This window comes from Microbulbifer sp. SE14 (assembly GCF_059834885.1).
In genome coordinates this window covers 1-20542 of sequence record NZ_JCBAJA010000006.1, presented here as the reverse complement: position 1 = coordinate 20542, position 20542 = coordinate 1, and the positions used below count along the sequence as shown (strand labels likewise).

Annotated in this window: 9 protein-coding genes and 1 pseudogene; 1 reads left to right on the top strand and 9 read right to left on the bottom strand. The window is 50.7% G+C overall.

Annotated features, from left to right (window positions below; translation table 11 throughout):
* Positions 1 to 4 precede the first annotated feature (4 nt).
* The 8 genes from AC6R19_RS05940 to AC6R19_RS05905 all read right to left on the bottom strand — a co-directional run bounded on the left by AC6R19_RS05940 (position 5) and on the right by AC6R19_RS05905 (position 19193).
* Entirely contained in the window at positions 5 to 1426 is a 1422-nt protein-coding gene (locus AC6R19_RS05940; protein ID WP_500578826.1) for a hypothetical protein, read from the bottom strand.
* A gap of 12 nt (positions 1427 to 1438) precedes the next feature.
* Positions 1439 to 10858: a non-ribosomal peptide synthetase gene (locus tag AC6R19_RS05935; protein WP_500578825.1), complete on the bottom strand. Its 9420-nt coding sequence runs from the start codon at positions 10856 to 10858 to the stop codon at positions 1439 to 1441.
* Complete coding sequence (locus AC6R19_RS05930) at positions 10855 to 12591, bottom strand: cyclic peptide export ABC transporter (protein WP_500578823.1); 1737 nt, start codon at positions 12589 to 12591, stop codon at positions 10855 to 10857. The genes AC6R19_RS05935 and AC6R19_RS05930 overlap by 4 nt, the downstream gene beginning before the upstream one ends.
* Positions 12588 to 15032 carry a penicillin acylase family protein gene (locus tag AC6R19_RS05925; RefSeq protein ID WP_500578822.1) on the bottom strand — a complete coding sequence of 815 codons (2445 nt, stop codon included), beginning with the start codon at positions 15030 to 15032 and terminating at the stop codon, positions 12588 to 12590. Before AC6R19_RS05925 ends, AC6R19_RS05930 begins: the two co-directional genes overlap by 4 nt.
* 344 nt (positions 15033 to 15376) lie before the next feature.
* Positions 15377 to 16132, bottom strand: a complete 756-nt coding sequence (locus tag AC6R19_RS05920; protein ID WP_500578820.1) for a 4'-phosphopantetheinyl transferase family protein — start codon at positions 16130 to 16132, stop codon at positions 15377 to 15379.
* 430 nt (positions 16133 to 16562) lie between these two features.
* On the bottom strand, positions 16563 to 17312 hold the full coding sequence (locus tag AC6R19_RS05915; protein ID WP_500578818.1) for a thioesterase II family protein: 750 nt from the start codon (positions 17310 to 17312) through the stop codon (positions 16563 to 16565).
* 328 nt (positions 17313 to 17640) lie between these two features.
* Positions 17641 to 18087: a hypothetical protein gene (locus AC6R19_RS05910; protein WP_500578817.1), complete on the bottom strand. Its 447-nt coding sequence runs from the start codon at positions 18085 to 18087 to the stop codon at positions 17641 to 17643.
* Positions 18088 to 18701: 614 nt separating this feature from the next.
* Positions 18702 to 19193, bottom strand: a complete 492-nt coding sequence (locus AC6R19_RS05905) for a DUF6710 family protein (protein ID WP_500578815.1) — start codon at positions 19191 to 19193, stop codon at positions 18702 to 18704.
* Positions 19194 to 19352: 159 nt separating this feature from the next.
* Between AC6R19_RS05905 and AC6R19_RS05900 the strand changes: the two are divergent.
* Positions 19353 to 20407, top strand: a pseudogene (locus AC6R19_RS05900) (IS256 family transposase).
* On the opposite strand, the gene AC6R19_RS05895 reads toward AC6R19_RS05900, so the two are convergent.
* Positions 20333 to 20542, bottom strand: a 210-nt coding sequence (locus AC6R19_RS05895) for a hypothetical protein (RefSeq protein ID WP_500579011.1), incomplete at its 5' end; no start/stop codon positions are given. The pseudogene AC6R19_RS05900 and the gene AC6R19_RS05895 overlap by 75 nt on opposite strands.

Genomic DNA, 20542 nt, shown 5'->3' with positions numbered 1-20542 from the left:
CTGGTTATAACACCATTTTTCCTTTGAGTTGTTGTTCTTCGGTGACTACAAACTCCACCGCGCCACGCGCGAGGTTGATCACCGTATCGTCATTGGATTCATTCACCGCACGGCACCAAGCGCCGGAGTAGTGATCATTGAAACCAAAAATGCCCCATACCATGCGATAGGAGGAGAAGCCGACGTGCTGGTCGGCGCTGTAAATTAAGTCGGGAACACAGTAGACTTGGATGAGCCAGTCGCTGTCGTGTTTGTTTTGTTCGTAAAAGTCAAGCCACTCTTCGGTGGAGGTGGTGCAACCTACCAATACGTCTTTACCCTGCATGGACTGGGACTTTTTGAACACAAGCGATTGTTGATTCTGTTTGATGTATTCTGCAGTCAGCACTGACTCGCCATCTCGATGGGTGACTTCGCTGTTGAGTTTGATTGACCAGGGAATGTGGTCCTCAATCAATGACCGCTCGGTGTCGGTCATCACTTCCTGGGCTCTGGGCTCATGCATCAGTGGGAACAGCAATTTGTTGGCCAGCATGTTGAGCCCTTCGTTGTCAGGGAAGTAAAGCTTGCGTTTTTCCGAATAGGCTTGCACTTTGGCCGTGAAACTGATAGGTAGTTCGTTGCCTTTGACCACCGGCAACAACAGGGTGTCCATCACTTCGCCGTCGATGGCCATGTTGCCGTCGGCGCGCCATTCGATGCGATCCAGCTCATTGAAAATGAACAACTTACCGTCTGGGTAGATGTCCGGCTTGGTGCCCATCACAAGCGAGTTGAGGTGCTGGTGCACTACGTCCAGGTTGGTGGTGGCGGTATCGGGCAGAAAGATGAAGACGTTGCCCTTGGCATTGTTGCCTTTGAGACGCACGATGGATTGCCACACTGCTTTGAAAGTGTTTTCGGAGATCTTGCGGTATTTGTGGTTCCAGTCTTTGACCACATCAATGTGATTGAGTGCAGCCTGAATTTCCGGATACAACCAGTCGGACCACCAGCCACCAAGGGAGGAGCCAATATTGATCTCTACTAGCTTCAAGGTTTTGTCGGTCATGATGGCGTCGTAACGGCACATGATGTCTGCGGTATTAATAGGGAGCTTGGTATAACGCTCTAGCCCCAACTCGGAGATGTTTAGATAATCACACAGCCACTCTGGCTCGTGTTCGGCAAAATGGTCAATAACTTTGATCAGAACTGAAGGAATATTGTCCACTACCCGCGAGAAAGTGCGGACTGTGGCATCGTTGATGATCACCGGCCAGGAACTGACGTTGTAAATAAAGTCTGCCATAAAGTCGGAGATGCTGCTGTTGGCATCGTCAAATGACAAAGATGCCATTTTCTTGTCGGCCGCCAACAAGTCTGCCAGTTTGGCGAACAACTCGGAATAGAATGCGTTGTTGGATCTTATTTTTTTTGAAATCATCCTTTTTTACCTTTAAATTAACAGCTTGCTACTTTTGTTTTTGTTGCTGTCTTTATCCAAAACGTCTTTGAACCGAGCCTTGTTGTCAATGCGCCCAGCGATATATCGGATGGTGTGATTGTTGAAAAACTCTTCGTAACCGAGGCTCACGTCAAACTGCTCGTTCAGCCTCTGTATCAACTGGGTGACCAACAACGAGTGGCCGCCGAGTTCAAAAAAGCTGGTGGTTACGCCGATGCTATCTACATCCAGTGTCAGCAGTTCGGCCCAAATAGCCGCCACCTTTTTCTCCGATTCGGCTTCGGCTGCCACATAGTGCAGTTGTTGTTGCTTGAGGTCGGGTTTGGGCAATGCCTGGCGGTCCACTTTGCCGTTGGGGCGCAGCGGTAATTCATCCAGAACCATGTAGAATGTGGGAATCATATAGCCTGGCAGGTCTTTGATCAGCGCCTGCTTGACCACTTCAATCAGCTCGGGCCTTGACAGGTGGCAATCGGTTTCTGCCGCCATGTAGGCAATCAGTTGCTGTTCACCTTTACCGCCGATGGGGTGCACTGTGCAGGTCTTGATAAAAGGCAACCGTGCGATACAGCTGGTGATCTCGCCAAGTTCGACCCGGTAACCGCGTATCTTTATTTGGTCGTCGACTCGACCTAAGCACATGATGTCGCCGCTGTCGGTCAATATGCCCAGGTCTCCTGTTCTGAAGATGCGGCCTACCGGTGAGAGGGTAAAGGCGGCATTGGCGTCGGGTTGACCGATATAGCCACTGGCCAGTGCTGCACCGGACACGGCAATTTCACCCACCACATTGGCCGGTACCGGCTTACCATCAAAACCAATTGTGAAGATCGCGATGTTGTCTACTGCTTTACCCACGACCACCCAGTCGCCTTTGCCGTTGTCATTATCCACTTCCTTGAACGATACATCAGACATGGTCTCGGTAGAGCCGTACAGATTGAACAACCGAGTGTTGGGGAAGCGGTCCAACACTTCCATGGCGTGGATCTGTAGCAATGGCTCTCCACTGACACACCAATGAGTCAGCTTCAGCGGTTCCTTTTGGCTGGTGGACAGGTCGGACAATGCCTTCATCAACGACGGTGCGGTGACGATGCGGGAAATGTTGTGGTCAATCATCCACTGCCACAGTTTGGGCACATCCTTGACCGTTTCGCGCGGGCACAATACCAAATGGGCTCCGCCACACAGGGGCGCCAGCAATTCCCACACGCCACGGATAAAGGCCATGGAAGTCACATGGGCACTGCATTCACCTGCCTCGTAGGGGAAGCTGTTGGTCATCCACTCAATCCGATTGCGAGTGGCCTGGAAAGTGCCTTTCACCCCTTTTGGGTTGCCGGTGGAGCCGGAGGTGAAAATGATGTGGGCGACACTGTCCGCTGCAACATCGGCTGTGGCCACAGGTTCTGCACTTTGCATCTCGACTTGGACCTGTGCATCGTCCAACAACAGTATTTTGCACAGTTCGCTCGGCTGCAAGCCGTGCTTTAGGCTTGCTTCGTCGGTGATCAGCATCACCGCAGCGGATTTGTCGAGCATGTATTGCAAACGGCTGACCGGCAGCTCCTGGCTGAGCGGTACGTATGCGGAGCCCAGTTTGAGCACTGCCAAAATCGCCACTATACGGCTTTCATCACGGTGGCTATAAACGGCAGCGGCCTGACCGGCTTTGAGGCCACGGGCGGCAAAACAAGCGGCCATTTGCTCGACCCTGGTCACCAATTCGGCGTAGTTCAATGTGGTTCCTTCAAAGGACAACGCCGGTTGTTCGCCTTGGGTTTGAGCGTGTTGCTCTATCATGCAATACAGCTGATAGTGCTCTGGTGCATTGATTTCGGTGGCCACTTCATCCCAGCTGCGGCTGCTTTTCCAGGTATGCATCAATACCGGCTTGTGTGGATCGGCACACAGTTGGTGAATAAAAAACTCGAATTCCTGGATGTAGAATTCGATGGTTGTGGCGTCAAACAGGGCTTTGTTGTATGACCAAACGAGGGAAATGCCTTCGTTGACATCGCCTTTGACGTACAAGGTAATGTCGTATTTGTTAGCCATTTCATCGGCTTGTTCGGCGACAAAGCGGCAATCGGCCAGTTTGAGTTCCACCTGCTCGGTATTGTCGTAGTTGATGAACAACTGGAATATCGGTGACTGGTGAATGCTACGCTCCGGGTTGACCTTTTCCACCAGTAATTCAAACGGCAGGTCGGCGTATTCACCGCTGGCCAGATGCTGGCTGCGGGTGCGTTTTAGCATTTCGTACCAATCCGGACTGTCGCCGAATTCACTGCGATACACTTGGGTGTTGAGGAACAAGCCAACCAAGTCGGCACTTTGTGGTTGTTCGCGTCCGGCTACAGGAGCGCCCATGACGATATCGAATTCCCGGCTGATACGACCGGCGAGCAGCGCAAAGGCGGCCTGGAAGTACATGAATACCGTGGTGCCCGTATCGTGCAACTGATCTTTGATTGACTGACACAAGGTGGCGTCAAGCCGTTGTTCAGCCAGACCACCTTCCGCAGGCTTTTCGCCGCGTTTGTAATCCAGCGGTAAGTTGTGGCTGGACGGTGCGTCGCTCAAAAGGTCGGTCCAATAGTCCATTGCCTGAACAAGGTATTCACCTTCAAAGCGCTGTTTTTGCCAGCGCGCCCAGTCGATGTATTGCACTGTCAGCGGAGCAAGTTCAGCTTCAGAGCGACGACCAATGGCATCATATTTCGCCATGAATTCACGCATCAAGATGGCCACTGACCAGCCATCGGCAATAAGGTGGTGGATGTTGAACAGCAATACCGATTCTGGGTTGTCTCCTTGGCTGAGTAGGACATGACTGATCCGGATCAGCAATTCTTTTGTTACATCAAAATGGTAAGCTTGGTGTTCACCTTTTAGTTGCTGTAAGGCAGTGGCTTGGGCTTCTCCAGACTGGCCGCTCAAATCGTGTCGTTCGATGCGGATGCTGGTATTGTCCGAGAGGCTGATTTGCGGTTGACCGTCGACCAGCACAAAGCGGCTGCGCAGGGATTCGTGACGCTCGATAATGCTTGTAAAAGCCAGTTCGGCCTGAACTACATCAAGGCGGCCGTGGATCCTGAGCGCTGTGGCCATGTTGAACTCGGTGCCGGCATTTTCCAGTTGGGTTAAGAACCAAATGCGGCGCTGGGCAAATGACAGCGGATAATGGTCCGTGTCGCGTCCGGTGGCAATCAGCGGATTGATTTCTGCCTGCTCCTGTTGCTGTTCAAGGAGGCGGGCCAGTTGATGGATGGTGGCATGTTCGAACAGGTCTTTGACGCTGCAATTGAGTGATAATTCAGTGCGTATGTCACCGCAGACCCTTACTGCCAAGAGTGAGTGGCCACCCAGGTCGAAGAAGTTGTCGGTCACTCCGAATTCAGGGCAGCTGGTCGACAAGCGCTGCTGCCAAATGGCCAATAGCTTCTTTTCCAGCTCGTTTTGCGGCGCGACAATCTGTTTTTGACCGTGGCTGAACTGGTGCTTCTCCAACTTCTTCTTGTCGATTTTGCCGTTGGGAGTCAACGGCAATGCTTCAAGGACGACCAGTTGTGATGGTCGCATATGCTCGGGAAGTTCGCCTTGCAAGTAGGCTTTGAGCGTATCTACTTGCTCAATTTGTTCCAGCTCGGCATGCTCCTCCAGGACGACAAAGGCCACCAGGCGGCGATCTTGCTCTTCCCCGATGGCCAGAGCACAGACGTCTTGAACACCGGCAGCCTTGATGGCCTTTTCCACTTCGCCCAGTTCAATGCGGAAGCCGCGAATTTTTACTTGATCGTCCATGCGGCCCAGATAGACCAAATCACCCTGTCTGGAGCAATAGCGTACCAAGTCACCGGTGCGGTAAATCTTGCCCTCGCCAAAGGGGTTGGGGATAAATCGTTCAGCGGTCATCTCGTCTTTGTTGAGATATCCAAGTGCCACGCCGTCACCGCCAAGGCACAGTTCGCCCACTGCGCCAAAGGGGAGCAGGTGACCACTTTCGGACATCACGTAGGCTTGGGAATTGCTGATCACCCGACCAATGGGCGGAATTTCATCAAGCGGCGCGCTAAACTCGGCGCACGTAGAATAGGTGGTATCTTCAGACGGACCGTAAAGGTTACACAGCTTGTCCACGCCTGCTGCCAGCACCTGATTGACCAGGCTGGTCTTGAGGGCTTCACCGGCAAGGTTGACTACCATGGTAGATGGCGGGATGGCGTCTTGCTCGACCAGCATGCGCATCGCCGATGGAACTGTGTTGACAAGGGTGACATCCGTCGGTTGGGTCAAAAGGGCCGTGATGTTGTCTACCAATACACACTGGTAACCGAAACACAGTGGCAAGAACAGTTCATATACCGACAGGTCGAAGCTGATGGAGGTACTGGCCAGTACTTTGGCCAGTTCTGCATCGCTGTAGTAGTCGCTTGCCCAGTGTAGCATGGCCACCGCATTGCGATGACGGATTTGCACGCCCTTGGGTTTTCCGGTGGAGCCGGAGGTATAAATCAGATAAGCAATGGCTTCGGCCCGGGCCAATCCCTTCGGGTTTTCCAGGTCATTAGGCACGTCGTCAAAAACCAAGTCCAAATCCACCACTTGTTCAACGTCAAGCTCGTCACACAGCACCTTTTGGCCTAGCAAAAGCTTGATGCCGCTGTCTTCGAGGATGTAATTTCGGCGTGCCAGTGGATAGTCTGGATCGATGGGTACATAGGCGGCGCCCGCTTTGAGTACACCCAACAGGCCCGCTATCATGGATACATTACGGCGGCTGGAAATACCGACCCGCTCGCCCGGGGCAACTCCCTGTTCGAGCAGCTTGTGGCTAATGATGTTGGCCATGTTGTTGAGCTGGCCGTAAGACCAGTGACCGGTCTCACAATGCACCGCGATGGCATCAGGATTGGCTTGGGCTTGCTGTTCAAACAAGGAAGCCAGGGTCTCATCTTTTGGATAGGACAGGGTATTGTCGTTTAGGATGTGCACCAGGAACTCTTGTTCCTGCTTCGTCAACACCTGCAAATCGGCCATGTTTTCGATGTTGTCTGTGGCCAGTTGCTGTAACACGTATTCGAGTTGGGCGCACAAGGTGTCGATCCATTTGGCATCATACATGCTGCTGTCGTAGCGCCAATCCAGAGTCAGTTCACCGCCTGTCAGTTGGGCATCAATTTCTATTTCGAACTTGCAATGCTGCGGCGCTATGTCCAACCGCTCGGCATTGAAGCGTTCAACAAAGGCTTGTTCGGCGTCGGCATCATTGAGGGTAAACAAAATCTGGAATACCGGGGTATAGGCGCTGTTGCGCTCGATACCGCAGGCATCCACTACCACATCGAAAGGCACCGATTGGTGCTCGAAGGCATCCAGGTGGACGCTGCGGACATGGTGCAGGTAATCTGTGAGACTGTCGAAGGCAGTATGAACCCTCAGAGCCAGAGTATTGACAAAAAAACCGATCATTGACTGCATCTGGGCCTGATTGCGGTTGGTGGCCGCGGTGCCCATGACGATGTCTTCGCAGCCGCTGGAGCGGGAGAACACCAGCGCCGTGGCGGCATGAAGCAGGTTGAACAGGGTCAGCTTGTGGTTGCTGGCGGTGGCATACAAAGCGCTCAGTTGTGACTTGTCCAGCTGCATGCGTGTACTATGGCAAACACCTACGGTTGAAGCTTGGCGCTGCTTGACTGGCAAACTGTGACGCAAAGGGGCACCGGCCAGTTGTCGTTGCCAGAAGGCAATTTCGTGTTGGAAACCGAGGCCTTGCAGCATATGCGTTTGCCACAGTGCATAGTCGGCGTATTGCACTTCCAATGCTGGCAATTTGGCTCCTTCGCTTTGATAGAGCGCAGTCAACTCACTCAGGAATACACCGATAGACCAGCCGTCAAAGGCGATATGATGGGCATTGAACAGCAAAATGCCTTCCCGGCTACCGAGACTCAACCAGGCTGCGCGCAAGGGCAGCTGACTTTGCAAATTAAAGTCTTGTTCGCTGAAGCGGATGATCTCCGTTTGCACCGCGTCGCTGTCCACGGTTTGATCTGTCATGTCGATGGTTTCTACGAATAGCTCATCTGCACTCAACTGCTTCTGGTAGACTTGCTCGTTCTGCTCGCAATAGCAGGTGCGCAAGATCTGGTGACGGGTTGCAATCTGACGCAGTGCCCGTTCAAGTGCTGGGACATCCAATCCTTTGGCCATGTAAAGGGCAAACGGCATGTGGTAGTTGCGAGAATGGCCCTGGACCTTGTCGATAAGCCAGAGACGCTGCTGAGTAGCGGACAGCGGAATATGCTGGGGATGGGACAGGGAGCCAATCCGGGGGCCATGTTCCGGATCACTTTTGGCTTCACTGAGCATAGCGGCCAAATCATGCAAGGATATCGCTTCAAAGACATGGCGAATGGACAAGCGGATATTCAAGGATTGCTTCAACTCGGCGGTCAACTTGACAGCTGACAGGGAATGTCCGCCCAGTTCAAAGAAAGAGGCGTCCATACTGACCGTAGCTTCATCAATCTCCAATACCCGTGCGGTCAGCCGGACTAGGTTCTGTTCGATTTCACTGACCGGCTTGACCACTACGCGGTCATCCCCTTCATCTTGCAAGGCCCGCAGGGCCTTTTTGTCGACCTTGCCGTTGGGGGTCAGCGGCAGGGCCTTAACAAACACAAACCTGGACGGGACCATGAAGGAGGGCAACAGTTTTTGGGCACTTTGTTTGAGGCTTTGCGCGGCAGATTCTTCGCCGACCACAAACGCGGTAAGGTTTTCACCAATGACCAATACCACCGCTTCTTTGGCATCCGGGTGACTGACCAATACGTGCTCAATTTCGCCCAATTCAATGCGGAAGCCGCGCAATTTGACCTGATCGTCGGTGCGGCCTATGTAGGCCAAAGTGCCGTCGCCTTGATAGCGCACTAGATCGCCGGTGCGATAGGTCCGACTGCGAGCGAAAGGCAGGTCGATAAAGCGTTCTTCGGTCAGTTCCGGATGATTGAGGTAACCTGCGGTAACGCCGTCACCGGCCAGATACAGTTCACCTATGTAACCGGCAGGCAGCAGTTGGCGAGAAGGCGACAGCACATAAGCTTGGGTATTGGCGATCGGCTTGCCGATATCTGGCATGCTGTCTAGCTTTTCATCAAAGCGTGACCAAGTGGAGTAAGTGGTGTCTTCTGACGGGCCATAGAGGTTGTATACCGTCGTACAGGAGGTGTCCAGCAGGGCGTTGACCACACCGGCAGGCAATGGTTCACCAGCAAGATTCAATGTATTGACTGAAGATGGGATGGCATCTTGTTGCAACAGTGATCTGGCCGCCGACGGCACAGTGTTGATGAGGCTGACATCCAGTTCGGACTCTATCAGTGCCAGGGCATCATCCACCAGCACTACGGTAAAGCCAAACGACAAAGGCACGAACAGCTCAAACATCGACAAGTCAAAGTTGAGGGAGGTGCTGGCCAGCACCCGTCGCAATTGCTCATCGGAGTATTCCGTTCTGGCCCAGTGCAACAAGGACAGTAAGTTGCGGTGGCGGATCATTACGCCTTTTGGCTGGCCAGTAGAGCCGGAGGTGTAAATGCAGTAGGCCAAATCATCGGCAGAAATCGCCACATCTACTGGAGCGGCGATGGTATCGCTGGTTTCATCCAGCAGTTTGTCCACGGCAACGGTTATAATGTCTTCGAGTTTGTCAGCGCAGCTACTGTGGGACAACACCAGTTCGATACCGCTATTGTCGATGATGTATTCGATTCGAGATGCCGGGTAGTTGGGGTCCAGGGCGATGAAAGTCAGGCCCGCTTTTAGTGAACCCAGTAAAGCAACTATCATGGTTGCACGACGCGGGCAATGGATGCCGACGAATGATCCCGGTTGCAGGCCGCGTTCAATCAGTTTGGTGGCCAGCTGATTAGCCATTTGGTCCAACTGGCCATAAGTCAGTTGTATGTCTGCATCTATGGCCAAGGCATCAGGCTTCAATTGTGCCTGACGGGCGATCAACTGATGGGGCAACAGCTCCGTGGAGTAGGGCAGCTGTTCGCCTTCACCCATGGCCAACACTTGAGCCTGTTCTTTGGCAGACAGGATGCGGTAGTCGGCGATGGTTTTACTGTCCTTGTTTAGCAACTGCTCTAGTAAATTGTCCAGCCGGACCATCATGGCCTGTACATCCTGTTCATTGAAAAACGCCAGGTTGTGGTCAATCTGCAATTGAATGTCTTGGCCTTCACCGTATTCCCACACGGTCATCATCACCGGGGTCTGCTCGTGGTTGTGGCTGAGATAAACCAGATGTACCGGTTGACCATCGATATTCAAATCGCTGTCGAGCTTGAGGTAGTTGTAGCCGACCTCGTACAGGGCACGCTGTTCGGCACCGCCGAGTAGGTCACGACGCATGTCGCCGACACTGAAGCGTTGGTGGCGGAAGTTTTGCCGCATCCTTCTGGCTACCTGTTCGCACAACTGCTGCAGGGTTTGGTCGGCTGCCGTGTTTAGACGTACCGGGATCACACTGATAAAGGCACCCAAAGTCACTTTGTCGCGTTTGTCTTTACGGTTATGCACCGGGGTACCCAGTACCAGCTCAGGCAGTTCATGGGCTCGGGCAAAGTAAAGGGTTATCCACACTTGATACAGCTGAGCGACACCAACGCCCAGCTCAGCAGCACGGGCCTGCATTTGCTGATGGCGGGCAGCGCTGATGGACAAAATCTGCCTGAGGCTCGGGATTGCGGTATTTTCAGGGAAAGACTTATGGTAAAAAGGCGTCAAAAACGGCTCCGGCATACCGTCGAGCTGTTCCTTCCAATAGGCTTTGTCTTTTTGGTAGCGGGCGGAGGCGACATATTCGGCTTCTTTGATCACCACTTCAAGCCATGACTTGGAGTGCACCTCAACCTCGCCGTCGGCGTAATATCGGCCCAGCCGTTCCGCCCAGTTGGCAAAGCCCCAGCCGTCGAGGCAGATGTGATGTGCCATGCCGACGTAGTACCAGTGGTCTGTGCCCAGCTTGATGAGGGTTGCGCGGAAAAGTTCGCTTTCGTCCACGGCAAAGGCATCCTGAAAATGTGCTTCCAGCCACCGGGCGGTTGCCGCCTCGGGATCTTCATCGTCGGACATATCCACCAGCGGTAGGTCCAGGGTTCGCTGCTCGTCGATGTATTGTTCGATGCCTTGCTCTGAAGCTACTATACGAATACCGAAGGCGTCATGGTTTTGGATAACCTGACGGTGGGCCCGACGCATACGTTCTACATCAATGCTTGGCAAGTCAATGTAGCCGCCGATGTTGTACAGCGGGCTGCCCAGGTAATGGAGCTGATCAAAATAGATATCTTGTTGCACCATTGACAGTGCAAAGGTTTCAGAACGTATCATTTGGCAAGTATTTCTGATTGTTCGTCCAGAATCATGTCGCCGACCGGGGAATCGGCCGACAACCATTGGCCGGTTGCGACGGTTTCGGTCAGCTGACCGTTGTCCATGCGTAACAGTTTGTCGGCAATGGAGAAATAACGGTCATCGTGACTGATGATCACCACGACTTTGCCCATGGCTTTGAGCTCCGGCAAAATTTCCATATAGAAGATATGCTTAAAGTCCGGGTCCTGATCCGCGGCCCATTCGTCAAAGAGATACATGGCCTTGTCTTCCAAAAACGCGATCAGCAAGGCTAGGCGTTTACGCTGACCGTCGGATAACTTGGTGGTAGAGAAGTGGCCATCTGTGATGCTGACCTTCTTGTCGAGCCTGAATTCTTTGAGATAATGGCGGATGCGTGTTTCGGTCTGTGGCGTCACTTCAATCAGTAGCTCATCGAACAGATGATAATCTGTGTAGATGGCATTGATTTTGTTACGCAAAGTGCAGACGTAATCCTTGGTGACTTCCCGCTCGCCCAGATATATTTTGCCGCTGTTGGGCAAATAATGCTGGGTAATGAGTTTGCTCAAAGTTGACTTGCCCGAACCGTTGCCGCCGATGATGCAGGTGATCTCGCCTTTGTTGAGGGAAAAGCTCATCGGACCTATCGCAAAACCTTTCTCACCCTGGACATCACTGTAATGGTATTCAACGTCTTCAAAGTGGATGCTCTGCCATTCGGGGAGCGGCTTGATATCATCGGTGATGTCTTCCTTGGGAATGCTGGACAACAGGTTTTTGACTTTGCGGAACGATACCGAAGCTATGGTCAAACCTGGGATGGAGTTGAGCACGATGGCGATGGGCGTGGTGATATACAACAGTGCCATGATGATGCCTGCCAGCTCCTGGCGCGGAATCTCATAGTGGTTGACAAATATGAAAGTGATGCTGCCGATGACAAAAAAGCTCAGCAGGTCACCGAGGCTGACGGTGGAACGGGTAACGGTGTAGCCCATGCTCTCGGTGCGAACCAAGTCTTGTTCATGCTGGAGCAATACCCGGCTGTGGTAGTTGTTGCGCTTTTCGCTGTCGAGCTTGAGCTCCTTCTGACCGGAGATAAGGCCGAGGGTGGCGTGCTGCAATTTGTCGTTGATCTCGCGGTTTTTCTCAAAAATCCGGCGACCAACCATCATCGGAAATTGATAAATGGCGATCCCGGTAAAGATTGACAAAATCACCAGCTTGAAGATGTCCATGTTCAAATACATCAAAAAACCGAGCATGCCTATCAGGGTGATCAAATTGACAAACACGGTCGGAATAAGACGGGCGCCCTGAATAATTCTCGGCACATCGATATTGACCGAGGCTATCAGCTTGGCATCACCTATTTTTTCAAGGGACGACATGGGGGCGCTGCTGATCCGCTGATAAAAATCGGTGCGAATATGTTTGGCCACTATGGCACCGACGTGGAGTAACACTATCTCGGACAGGCTACGGGTGAACAGGATGAGAACACATGTCACCAGATAAATGGTGGCCATGTGATAGTTGGACACTTCAAAAGACAAAAGCGTACTGGTGCCGTTTTGCACTTCGGTAAACATGGGGTCTTCCGGTGCGATGCTGGCCATCACCAGGGGGATTAGCATCGAGTAGCTGACACCGGCAAATGCACCCATGGCGATTGACGCGAAGACCTTGTGAGGGGCAGCATCAACAAACAAGCGGAATAACTTCATTGTACTGACTCATGTTTGGTGGCTGGGATAAATTCAATTTGTACTTGTGCTTTGCTGTTGTTGATGTCAATGAACTTGTTTTCGGCAAACATGGTGACCGAATCGTCATAATGGTCACTGGTCAGTTGCGCCGATTGGCCAGTGGAATTAACCAGATAATGTTGATGCTCGGCCGACATTTGAATGACCTGTCTGAAACCGGCACCAAAGAAGGTTTCAAAACCGTCGTTTTTGTTGAAGATGCTGGTTGTCGCGTGCAAGGCGTTGGGCGCGCCGCCGGAGCCGATGCGACGTTCGAAAATGTAGTCAAAGACTTTCATGTTGCTGAAAGGCACATGTTTGTAAACCACCTGTTGGGCGCTGCTCCAGTGCCAATCTTCGGGGTCGTCGCCGTACAATGAAGACAAATCGGCTAGGGCACTGGCCAAGGCGCTTTGCAATATGCTGCTGCAGCTTTCAGAATTATCAGTGGTGACATCGTCACACCAGGCGCTTTGTTCCGTCAGTAGTGTTGCTATGGTTTCCGGCGCCACCAAACCGGGCAGGTTGCTCAGATAGAGTTTGTCAAACTGACCATTCCAATAGCCTTGCAATTCATCGCCAAAGAGCTGCTTTTTAATATGGTACAACCAGGCATAGTAAATAGTTGGGGCGACGCTGTGGCCGTCGGCGTGGCCATCCCATTGGGTGATTTGTTCAAGCGCAGCCGCTTGCAAATCCGTTTTAGGTCCGTGCTTCTTCAGCACTTCCAACAATGGCAAGGATGATAGATCTAGGGCATCGACTTGCATCTGCATGGTACCCGCGACAGTGATTTTCTGTTGATTGGCGATGGTCTGGCTCAATACCTGTTCAATTCGCAGCCCTCTGGCTGGATGGGCAAAGTCGTTGGAAATGACGTAAGGGTAGTCGCTTGGTACGTTGGCATTGTTGGCATTGAACAAAAAGCCGGACTCAGGGTTGAATTGGGTCGGCATATGCTCGAACGAGATATAACCGTTCCAATTGTCTGTGGCCATTTTGTGTTCGGAGAATTGGAAAGGCAAGGTACCGTCCCCATGAATGCGTTTCGGTACTCGGCCTACAGCTTTAAAACCGATATTGTTGGCTTTATCAGCATAAAGCAGGTTCAATGCCGGTGTGATGTGATATTTGGTGGCATCAAGGAATGACTGCCAGCCTGTGGCCTGATTCAATCGATAAAAAGACTCGTAAGTGGTATCTTTTTCATCAAGGGCCACCCAGCGCAAAGTCATTGTGGCTTTCATTCCTGGGACATGGTCACTGACTACCGGCCCCAGGGCGCTATCCCTGATACGCACTTCGATCGGCTCCAAAGGGTTGCGCAAACCAGCAGGAAAATCAGCCTTGACCTTGATCTTTTCCACCCGTTGGTTGAATCGCTGCCATTGGCCGCCAATCAGGTATTGGTTGGGATCTTCAGGATGGATTTGGTGAACCATCAAATCCTGCACATCTGCCATCATGTTGGTGCCGCCCCAAGCGATATTGTCGTTGCGACCGAAAATCACCACCGGCAATCCTACCAGCGACATACCGGCCACTTCACGACCGGGCGTCGATTGCTTAACTGCATACCAAAGTGACGGGATTTGCAGACCCAGGTGAGGATCATTGGCCAGAATGGGGGCGCCGCTGTCAGTATACTTGCCGGATACCACCCAGGCATTGCTGCCGACGTTTTTGCCGCCAATTTGCCAATTCTGTTCCAACGCGTCCACCGGGGCCAACAAAGCATTGAGTGTGGCTGGCTCCAGCTGTGTCCCGTGCTGCGTAGTCGTCGTGGCTTGACGCTTATCCTGCGGGAAAAAGACCGCCATTTGGCTTGGGGCGAGGTAACGCAAGCCGATTTGTCTTTGTAGTTCATTGCGGTAGTTACCCGCCAGATTCAAAGCAAAAACCTTGGACCAGGCCAAGGAATCCACCACCGACCAAGGTTCCGGGACGATGTCGAAAAGCTTGAACTCAAAGGGAAGCTCATTGTTGTCCAAATAAGTATTGATACCCTTGGTATAAGCCTGCAGCGACGCTCTTGCCGGTTCCGACAGGTATGGCAATGCCTTTTCAGCGGACCGATACAGCCCTAGCATTCTCATCCAGGCGTCCACACTGACCGATGTTTTGCCAAAAACCTCAGCCGAGCGCCCTGCAGCGATGCGACGCTGAACCTCCAGTTGCCACAAACGATCTTTAGCGTGCAGGTAGCCCATGGCAAAGTACAGGTCATCGTCGTTTTTGGCGATTATGTTGGCGATACCGCGGCTATCGAATGTTACAGTCACCGGTTTACTGACATTTGTCCCGTCGATGATTTGACCGGATTCGATATCAGGTGCTTCAAGATACTGAAGGTAAAAATAAACGATCGCTCCAAACAAGATACAAGTGGCCAACACCAAATTAACAAAAAATTTTTTCATATACTCATTACCTTTCAAAGTGGTGGCCAGTTAAATTTTCAAGACTTTGAAATTGTCGTTGATCCAGTTATCCACTCATCAGAAATATCGAATAGACGATTGTCGAAAAATTCACATTAAACACTGTGTACTCAATTCCACAAACTTGTCTGCCAGCCCTGGCCTCGAAGACTCGATCAGATCATACGACTTACTAATAAGGCGGAAGGGAAGAATACCCCTCTCCCGGGACCGTATGAGGCAGAGATGCCGATTACGAGCGTACAGGGACGTATTCACAGCGTGTCCCGGGAGAGGGGTATTCTTTGCTTCCGACCTGGTAGTAATACTCATCCCATGATCTTCTACTCTGCCATGATGGCAGTCATAAGTGAGTCCGCTTCAAGAAGAAAATTACACTTGTATGAAGTCCCAATTCCCACTTTCGAAGAAAGTCCGTGCTTCAAATCAAGATACAAGTAACCATCTTTTAGGGAGATCTCTCTTACTTCAGCGCATTCAAACCCAAAGTAGTCGCCGACAAAGTGGTAAAGCGCTTTAAATAAGCTCTCCTTCGCCGAGAAAATCAGTGTGGCTGCTATTTCTTCCTGGATACCTTGTTCTATCAATAAAGAAATTTCTTCTGGTTGGCAAATTGCCTGGGAAACCTGAGCTTCCAATTTGCCAGACATATAGTTCTCGATATCAATGCCAATAAATCTGTCGCTTTGATCAGTATCTAGAATTACCGCGCAAATTGCAGTGGAATGATTATGGGTTATTGCCCCCTTGATTCCCGGCGGCCAAACTGGGCTGCGGTGCTTTCCTATCGGCACATCAGGAACAGGCCCGCGCCAGAATCCCGATTTGGATATCGCCTGTCGCGCCGCATACCTGCCGGCAAGGAACTCCGCCTGTCGTTTCTCGATAGCATTTTCCTGCGCTTGAGGGAGGAGGATACCCAACTCACCGTAATAGCGTTTCTGGTACTGCTTTTGATCAAAGTCGCACATGTATAGGCAGACAGTACCCTCGTGGTTGGTCCAACATTGCTCTCTATTTATAAAATCGAGAGTGGGCCCTAGACCAGTATCTTTGAGTGCAAAATCTGCCGTTACCATCTCTACTCCAGATTAATCTATATCGTAAACATCCTGTCCCTGTACCAATAAGGATGGTTTGCAAGGAGATTCCGCCAGGAAAAAACCTTACCTTTAGGCTTTTTACCCGCTTGCAAATAAAAATTCACCATTTGGAAGTTGAAGTTTACGCGATGTTGTATTCCACCAGTGCCGACCACCTACTCGGACAAACTTCGGCATGAGAACGAAATGCTTCCGTTAAGCTTTTAAAGCTTTTCTGGTATCTCTCAAGATCCATTGAATTTTTTGCGCTTGAAGATCCCATGGTGCCCAATCTTTATTATCCTTGCCTTCGCTTTTCAAAATTTGGCCTAAGACCATTGTGAACAAAAACTACAAGTTGAGAAACAGGCCAAACAATTCTACTGGAGTGCATAAAAATGCACGCCAACAGTAGGAAGTCTACTAGCTAGTAGCCCATGCCGGAGATTGATTTTATAATATCTGCAATCAAATTTTCTTTCTGACTTCTCAGATAAAAATGATCCCCTTCGTAAAAATTTAGAGAAAATTCCTTATTGGTATGACGCTTCCAGGATTCCATATTGTCTACCACGCAAGAATCGTCATTTTTGCCACAATACACGCTTACTGGAACATCGAATGGGGGGGCATCTTTATAGCAATAAGCATCATGTAATGCGAAATCTGCGCGCAAAATAGGTAATACCACATCAACCAGGCCCGGATTAGCTAACAGGGCGCAAGAGTCCCGATCTATCCGCAACACTTCTGCTATCAGCTCATCATCTGAAAGTTCATGACGATCTTTTCGAGTAGATTTAATATGGGGAGCACCTCTGCCCGACAAGAACAAGTGGCAAGGCAGAGGCATATTATTTCGTCGCAATCCTCTGGCAACCTCAAACGCGATCAGGGCTCCGAGACTGTGTCCAAAAAAGGCAAAAGGTAAATCGATAAAAGATTCGAACTCCCCTAAAATTGCCTCAACCAAACTCTCCAGATCAGTGAATGGCCTTTCTCCATAACGATTCTCCCTGCCCGGTAACTGAATGGCCACCAGTTCCACACTTTCCGGCAACAGGTTGCGCCAGACACGAAACGAAGAAGCTCCTCCGCCTGCATGCGCAAAACAAAACAGCCGAATGTCTGACTTCGTTATCGGCGGCACAACACACATCCATGCTGACTTGCTCATACGCGCGATCTCAACCTAGTAGACTCAACGGCCTCATATCTGTCTAAACTTCTATATAATTAAAGTGGTTTCCCTTAGACCCATAAAAACCCAGTATCAAGCACCTATCTGGATGTGGGTTTTCATGTGCCATATTGAATATTGATGGTCATGATTTACGATAACTTTCATCAACACTTAGTCACTCCTACAATTTCTGTCTTACTTTCAAAATGAGACAAATTTCCGGCTGGTTCAAGTCGGCCTTAAGCAATCTTTCCGGCACCGTTGGCATCCGGAGTGGAAAAATAGATACCTAGGTTCGAGAGCGCGAGGGTGAAATCTGCGACTAAAGCATTAGCAGGTCATCCTTAGGGTGATCTTTGATTTTTGGAAGCCGCTTTAAACAAGTCCTCTGTAGATTTCTCTCAGAGAGTTTCTCTTGCTGGAGGGAAAACAATGACGATTTGATGCTTGTTTTTCTGAAAAGTTTTATCTTTAAACCAACAATCTGATGAAACAGGTTAGAGCCAAATAATTTTGAATCAGGGCTGAAAAGAAGGGGCAGCGTGTAGATATAAATTACTTTAACCGTCGATTGCACTTCCATGCGTAAAGCGTGCTTTCGATACCGCTTTCTTTCCTGGAACGGAAGTGCTAAATAACCTATCCTCCGGTCAGGCTCTAAGCACTGTATCTCCATGCCTAAAACCTGTGCATCACGCCAAAGCAAGAGCTCCCGAAAAGCACAAAGCAAACCGACGGTACGAGCTACTGCTGTGAAAATCCCTTTCAAAATGACTTACTCGTTTTTATTTGTATTCTTTAATTCAGCTAAAACAGCTAATCCTTAGGAATCAATCTTAGTGATTTTCGCGACATCGTCAACCATAAATTCTAATCTGCCGCGATCCTTCCACCCAATTTTCAGTCTGTATTGTCTGGCTTGAGATTCGAAGTCCGCACCAAAGTGAAGACAACTGTTTGTTTTTTAAAGAATTTCTCTGTCGATAGGTATTGCAATGCGTCCTAATTTCCTATCTTGATTGTGGTGGCCGACTTTTTTCGAGTAGCGAATTGGGATTTTTCTCCGTTTTTCCGGGTGGTGTAGTGGCATAGTGGATTTGTCCACCTGACCTTGAGTGATATTATTGCTCAACGAAGATCAAGTGAATAAATGACTCAAAAAGAGGGGCTGGGTAAAATTGATCAAGTCATCACGTGGAACGATTTGTGGAATATCTTCAAAGTGGGGGGGGAGGTTAACTCACTGATTTTATTGGGGAAAGTGGTTAGTTGAGCTCTTGCTGCAGGCCTTAACTGGGGAATCCATCGGAATACACCAAGAGCCTCCAAAATACTAAGGCTAAGCCACTAATTTCATTGGAAAAATAGTCAAAAAGGAAGATCTCATCTTGACTTTAGGCATGCTTGCTGGTAATGGAGTCGGCCAATTTCAAGTACATAGCCCAGCTCTTTATATCCAGACACTCCAAGCGACGCGCCAGAATCAATGTCGATCCAGTAATCTCCATCAAGCCGGACATGCTGGTAGAGATCGGTAAGATTGAATCCCTCGCAAGCTTTTGCTTCTCCTTCAGCTAATAGAATGCCTTGGGTTATGGGATGATTACCACCTCCGACCCAGAAAATATTCATGGGAAACCAGTAATGAAGTATGTAGCTGGAATCTTGTTGCCAAGTTCCGCACTTATGGCTCTCGCCAATTTGACCTAACATATGGACGATACTGAAAGGGTGCCACCAGGTAGGTAGGACAATGTTACGTCCTGGTTTTGCAGTAGGCAGTTTATTCTTATCAATAAGGCGCCTGTCACGCAGAAAGTCAATGAGACCTTGCTGCAAGCATGGGATGCAATGAAGCCCTCTGGAGATACGCATCTATCATGTGTTTGCTCTGAATTGGGCGAAGAGCTAAGCGCTGTAGATCTTCAAGGGCTCCTTTTTTTGTATCTGCCAGTTTTTTGCGAGACTGTAAAATAGATTGTGTAACTGCGCATGCCCCCGTACTCTGCACCGGAGGATACCATGAGCAGAACAATGGACAATAAAGACCTCGAACAGCAACTCAAAGCCCACGTCACTGAGCTGGCCAAGGGCATTAAATCTGAAGCCGATCTCAATACTCTCACTCAGAAGCTCGTCAAGATGACGGTGGAAGCTACCCTGGGTGCCGAGCTGGATGAGCATCTTGGCTACCCCAAGCATGGTGCCGCTGGGCGTGGCTCCGGCAACAGCCGGAATGGCACCAGTTCCAAACGCCTCAAGGGCTAGCATGGAGAAGTCGAGATCAGCGTTCCTCGCGATCGGTCTGGATCCTTTTAACCCCAGTTTGTGCGCAAGGGGAAGACCCGCCTGACACAGATGGATGATCAGATTCTGGCCTTGTATGCGAAGGGCATGAGCACCCGCGACATCGTCGACGTCTTCAAAGAGATGTACGGCGCCGACGTCTCTGCAATCCTGGTATCCAAGATCACAGAGCAAGTTCTGGAGGCCGTTACAGAGCGGCAGAACCGTCCACTGGATCGGGTCTATCCCATTGTCTATCTCGATTGCATTGTCCTGAAGATCCGTCAGAACAAACGGGTGATCAACAAGGCCATATACGTCGCCTTGGGGGTCAACATGGAAGGCCAGAAGGAGCTTCTCAGGCTATGGCTCGCTGAAACGGAGGGCGCCAAGTTCTGGCTATCCGTCCTCACCGAGCTGAAGAACCGCGGCCTGGAAGATATCCTGATAGCCTGTGTAGATGGTCTGAAAGGCTTCCCGGAAGCCATTGGGGCGGAATATCCTGAGGCCAAGATTCAGCTGTGCATCGTGCACATGGTGCGTAACTCATTGAAATACGTCTCCTGGTAGGACTACAAGGCAGTTACGACGGACCTGAAGGAGATATTGAGCCCCTGAACAGCGTCATTCGCAAGGCCACCAAGCAGCGCAAGGTGTTCCCCACAGACGACTCCGCGATGAAAGTGGTGTACTTGGCAATGCAGGCCGTTTCGAAAAAATGGACGATGTCAATCCGTAACTGGAAGCCAGCTCTGAACCGCTTCATGATCGAGTTCGGCGACCGTCTCGCCGACTACCAGTAAGCAACTGGCAGGGGCGGTTACATAGAGACTGTAAATTAAATTGTGTAACTGCTCATGCCCCCGTACTCTGCACCGGAGGATACCATGAGCAGAACAATGGACAACAAAGATCTCGAACAGCAACTCCAGGCTCAC

What these genes read in the sequence shown, in the direction of transcription:
- AC6R19_RS05940 (WP_500578826.1), bottom strand. Translation starts at nt 1,426, where the DNA reads ATGATTTCAAAAAAAATAAGATCCAACAACGCATTCTATTCCGAGTTG.
- AC6R19_RS05935 (WP_500578825.1), bottom strand. Translation starts at nt 10,858, where the DNA reads ATGATACGTTCTGAAACCTTTGCACTGTCAATGGTGCAACAAGATATC.
- AC6R19_RS05930 (WP_500578823.1), bottom strand. Translation starts at nt 12,591, where the DNA reads ATGAAGTTATTCCGCTTGTTTGTTGATGCTGCCCCTCACAAGGTCTTC.
- AC6R19_RS05925 (WP_500578822.1), bottom strand. Translation starts at nt 15,032, where the DNA reads ATGAAAAAATTTTTTGTTAATTTGGTGTTGGCCACTTGTATCTTGTTT.
- AC6R19_RS05920 (WP_500578820.1), bottom strand. Translation starts at nt 16,132, where the DNA reads ATGGTAACGGCAGATTTTGCACTCAAAGATACTGGTCTAGGGCCCACT.
- AC6R19_RS05915 (WP_500578818.1), bottom strand. Translation starts at nt 17,312, where the DNA reads ATGAGCAAGTCAGCATGGATGTGTGTTGTGCCGCCGATAACGAAGTCA.
- AC6R19_RS05905 (WP_500578815.1), bottom strand. Translation starts at nt 19,193, where the DNA reads ATGCGTATCTCCAGAGGGCTTCATTGCATCCCATGCTTGCAGCAAGGT.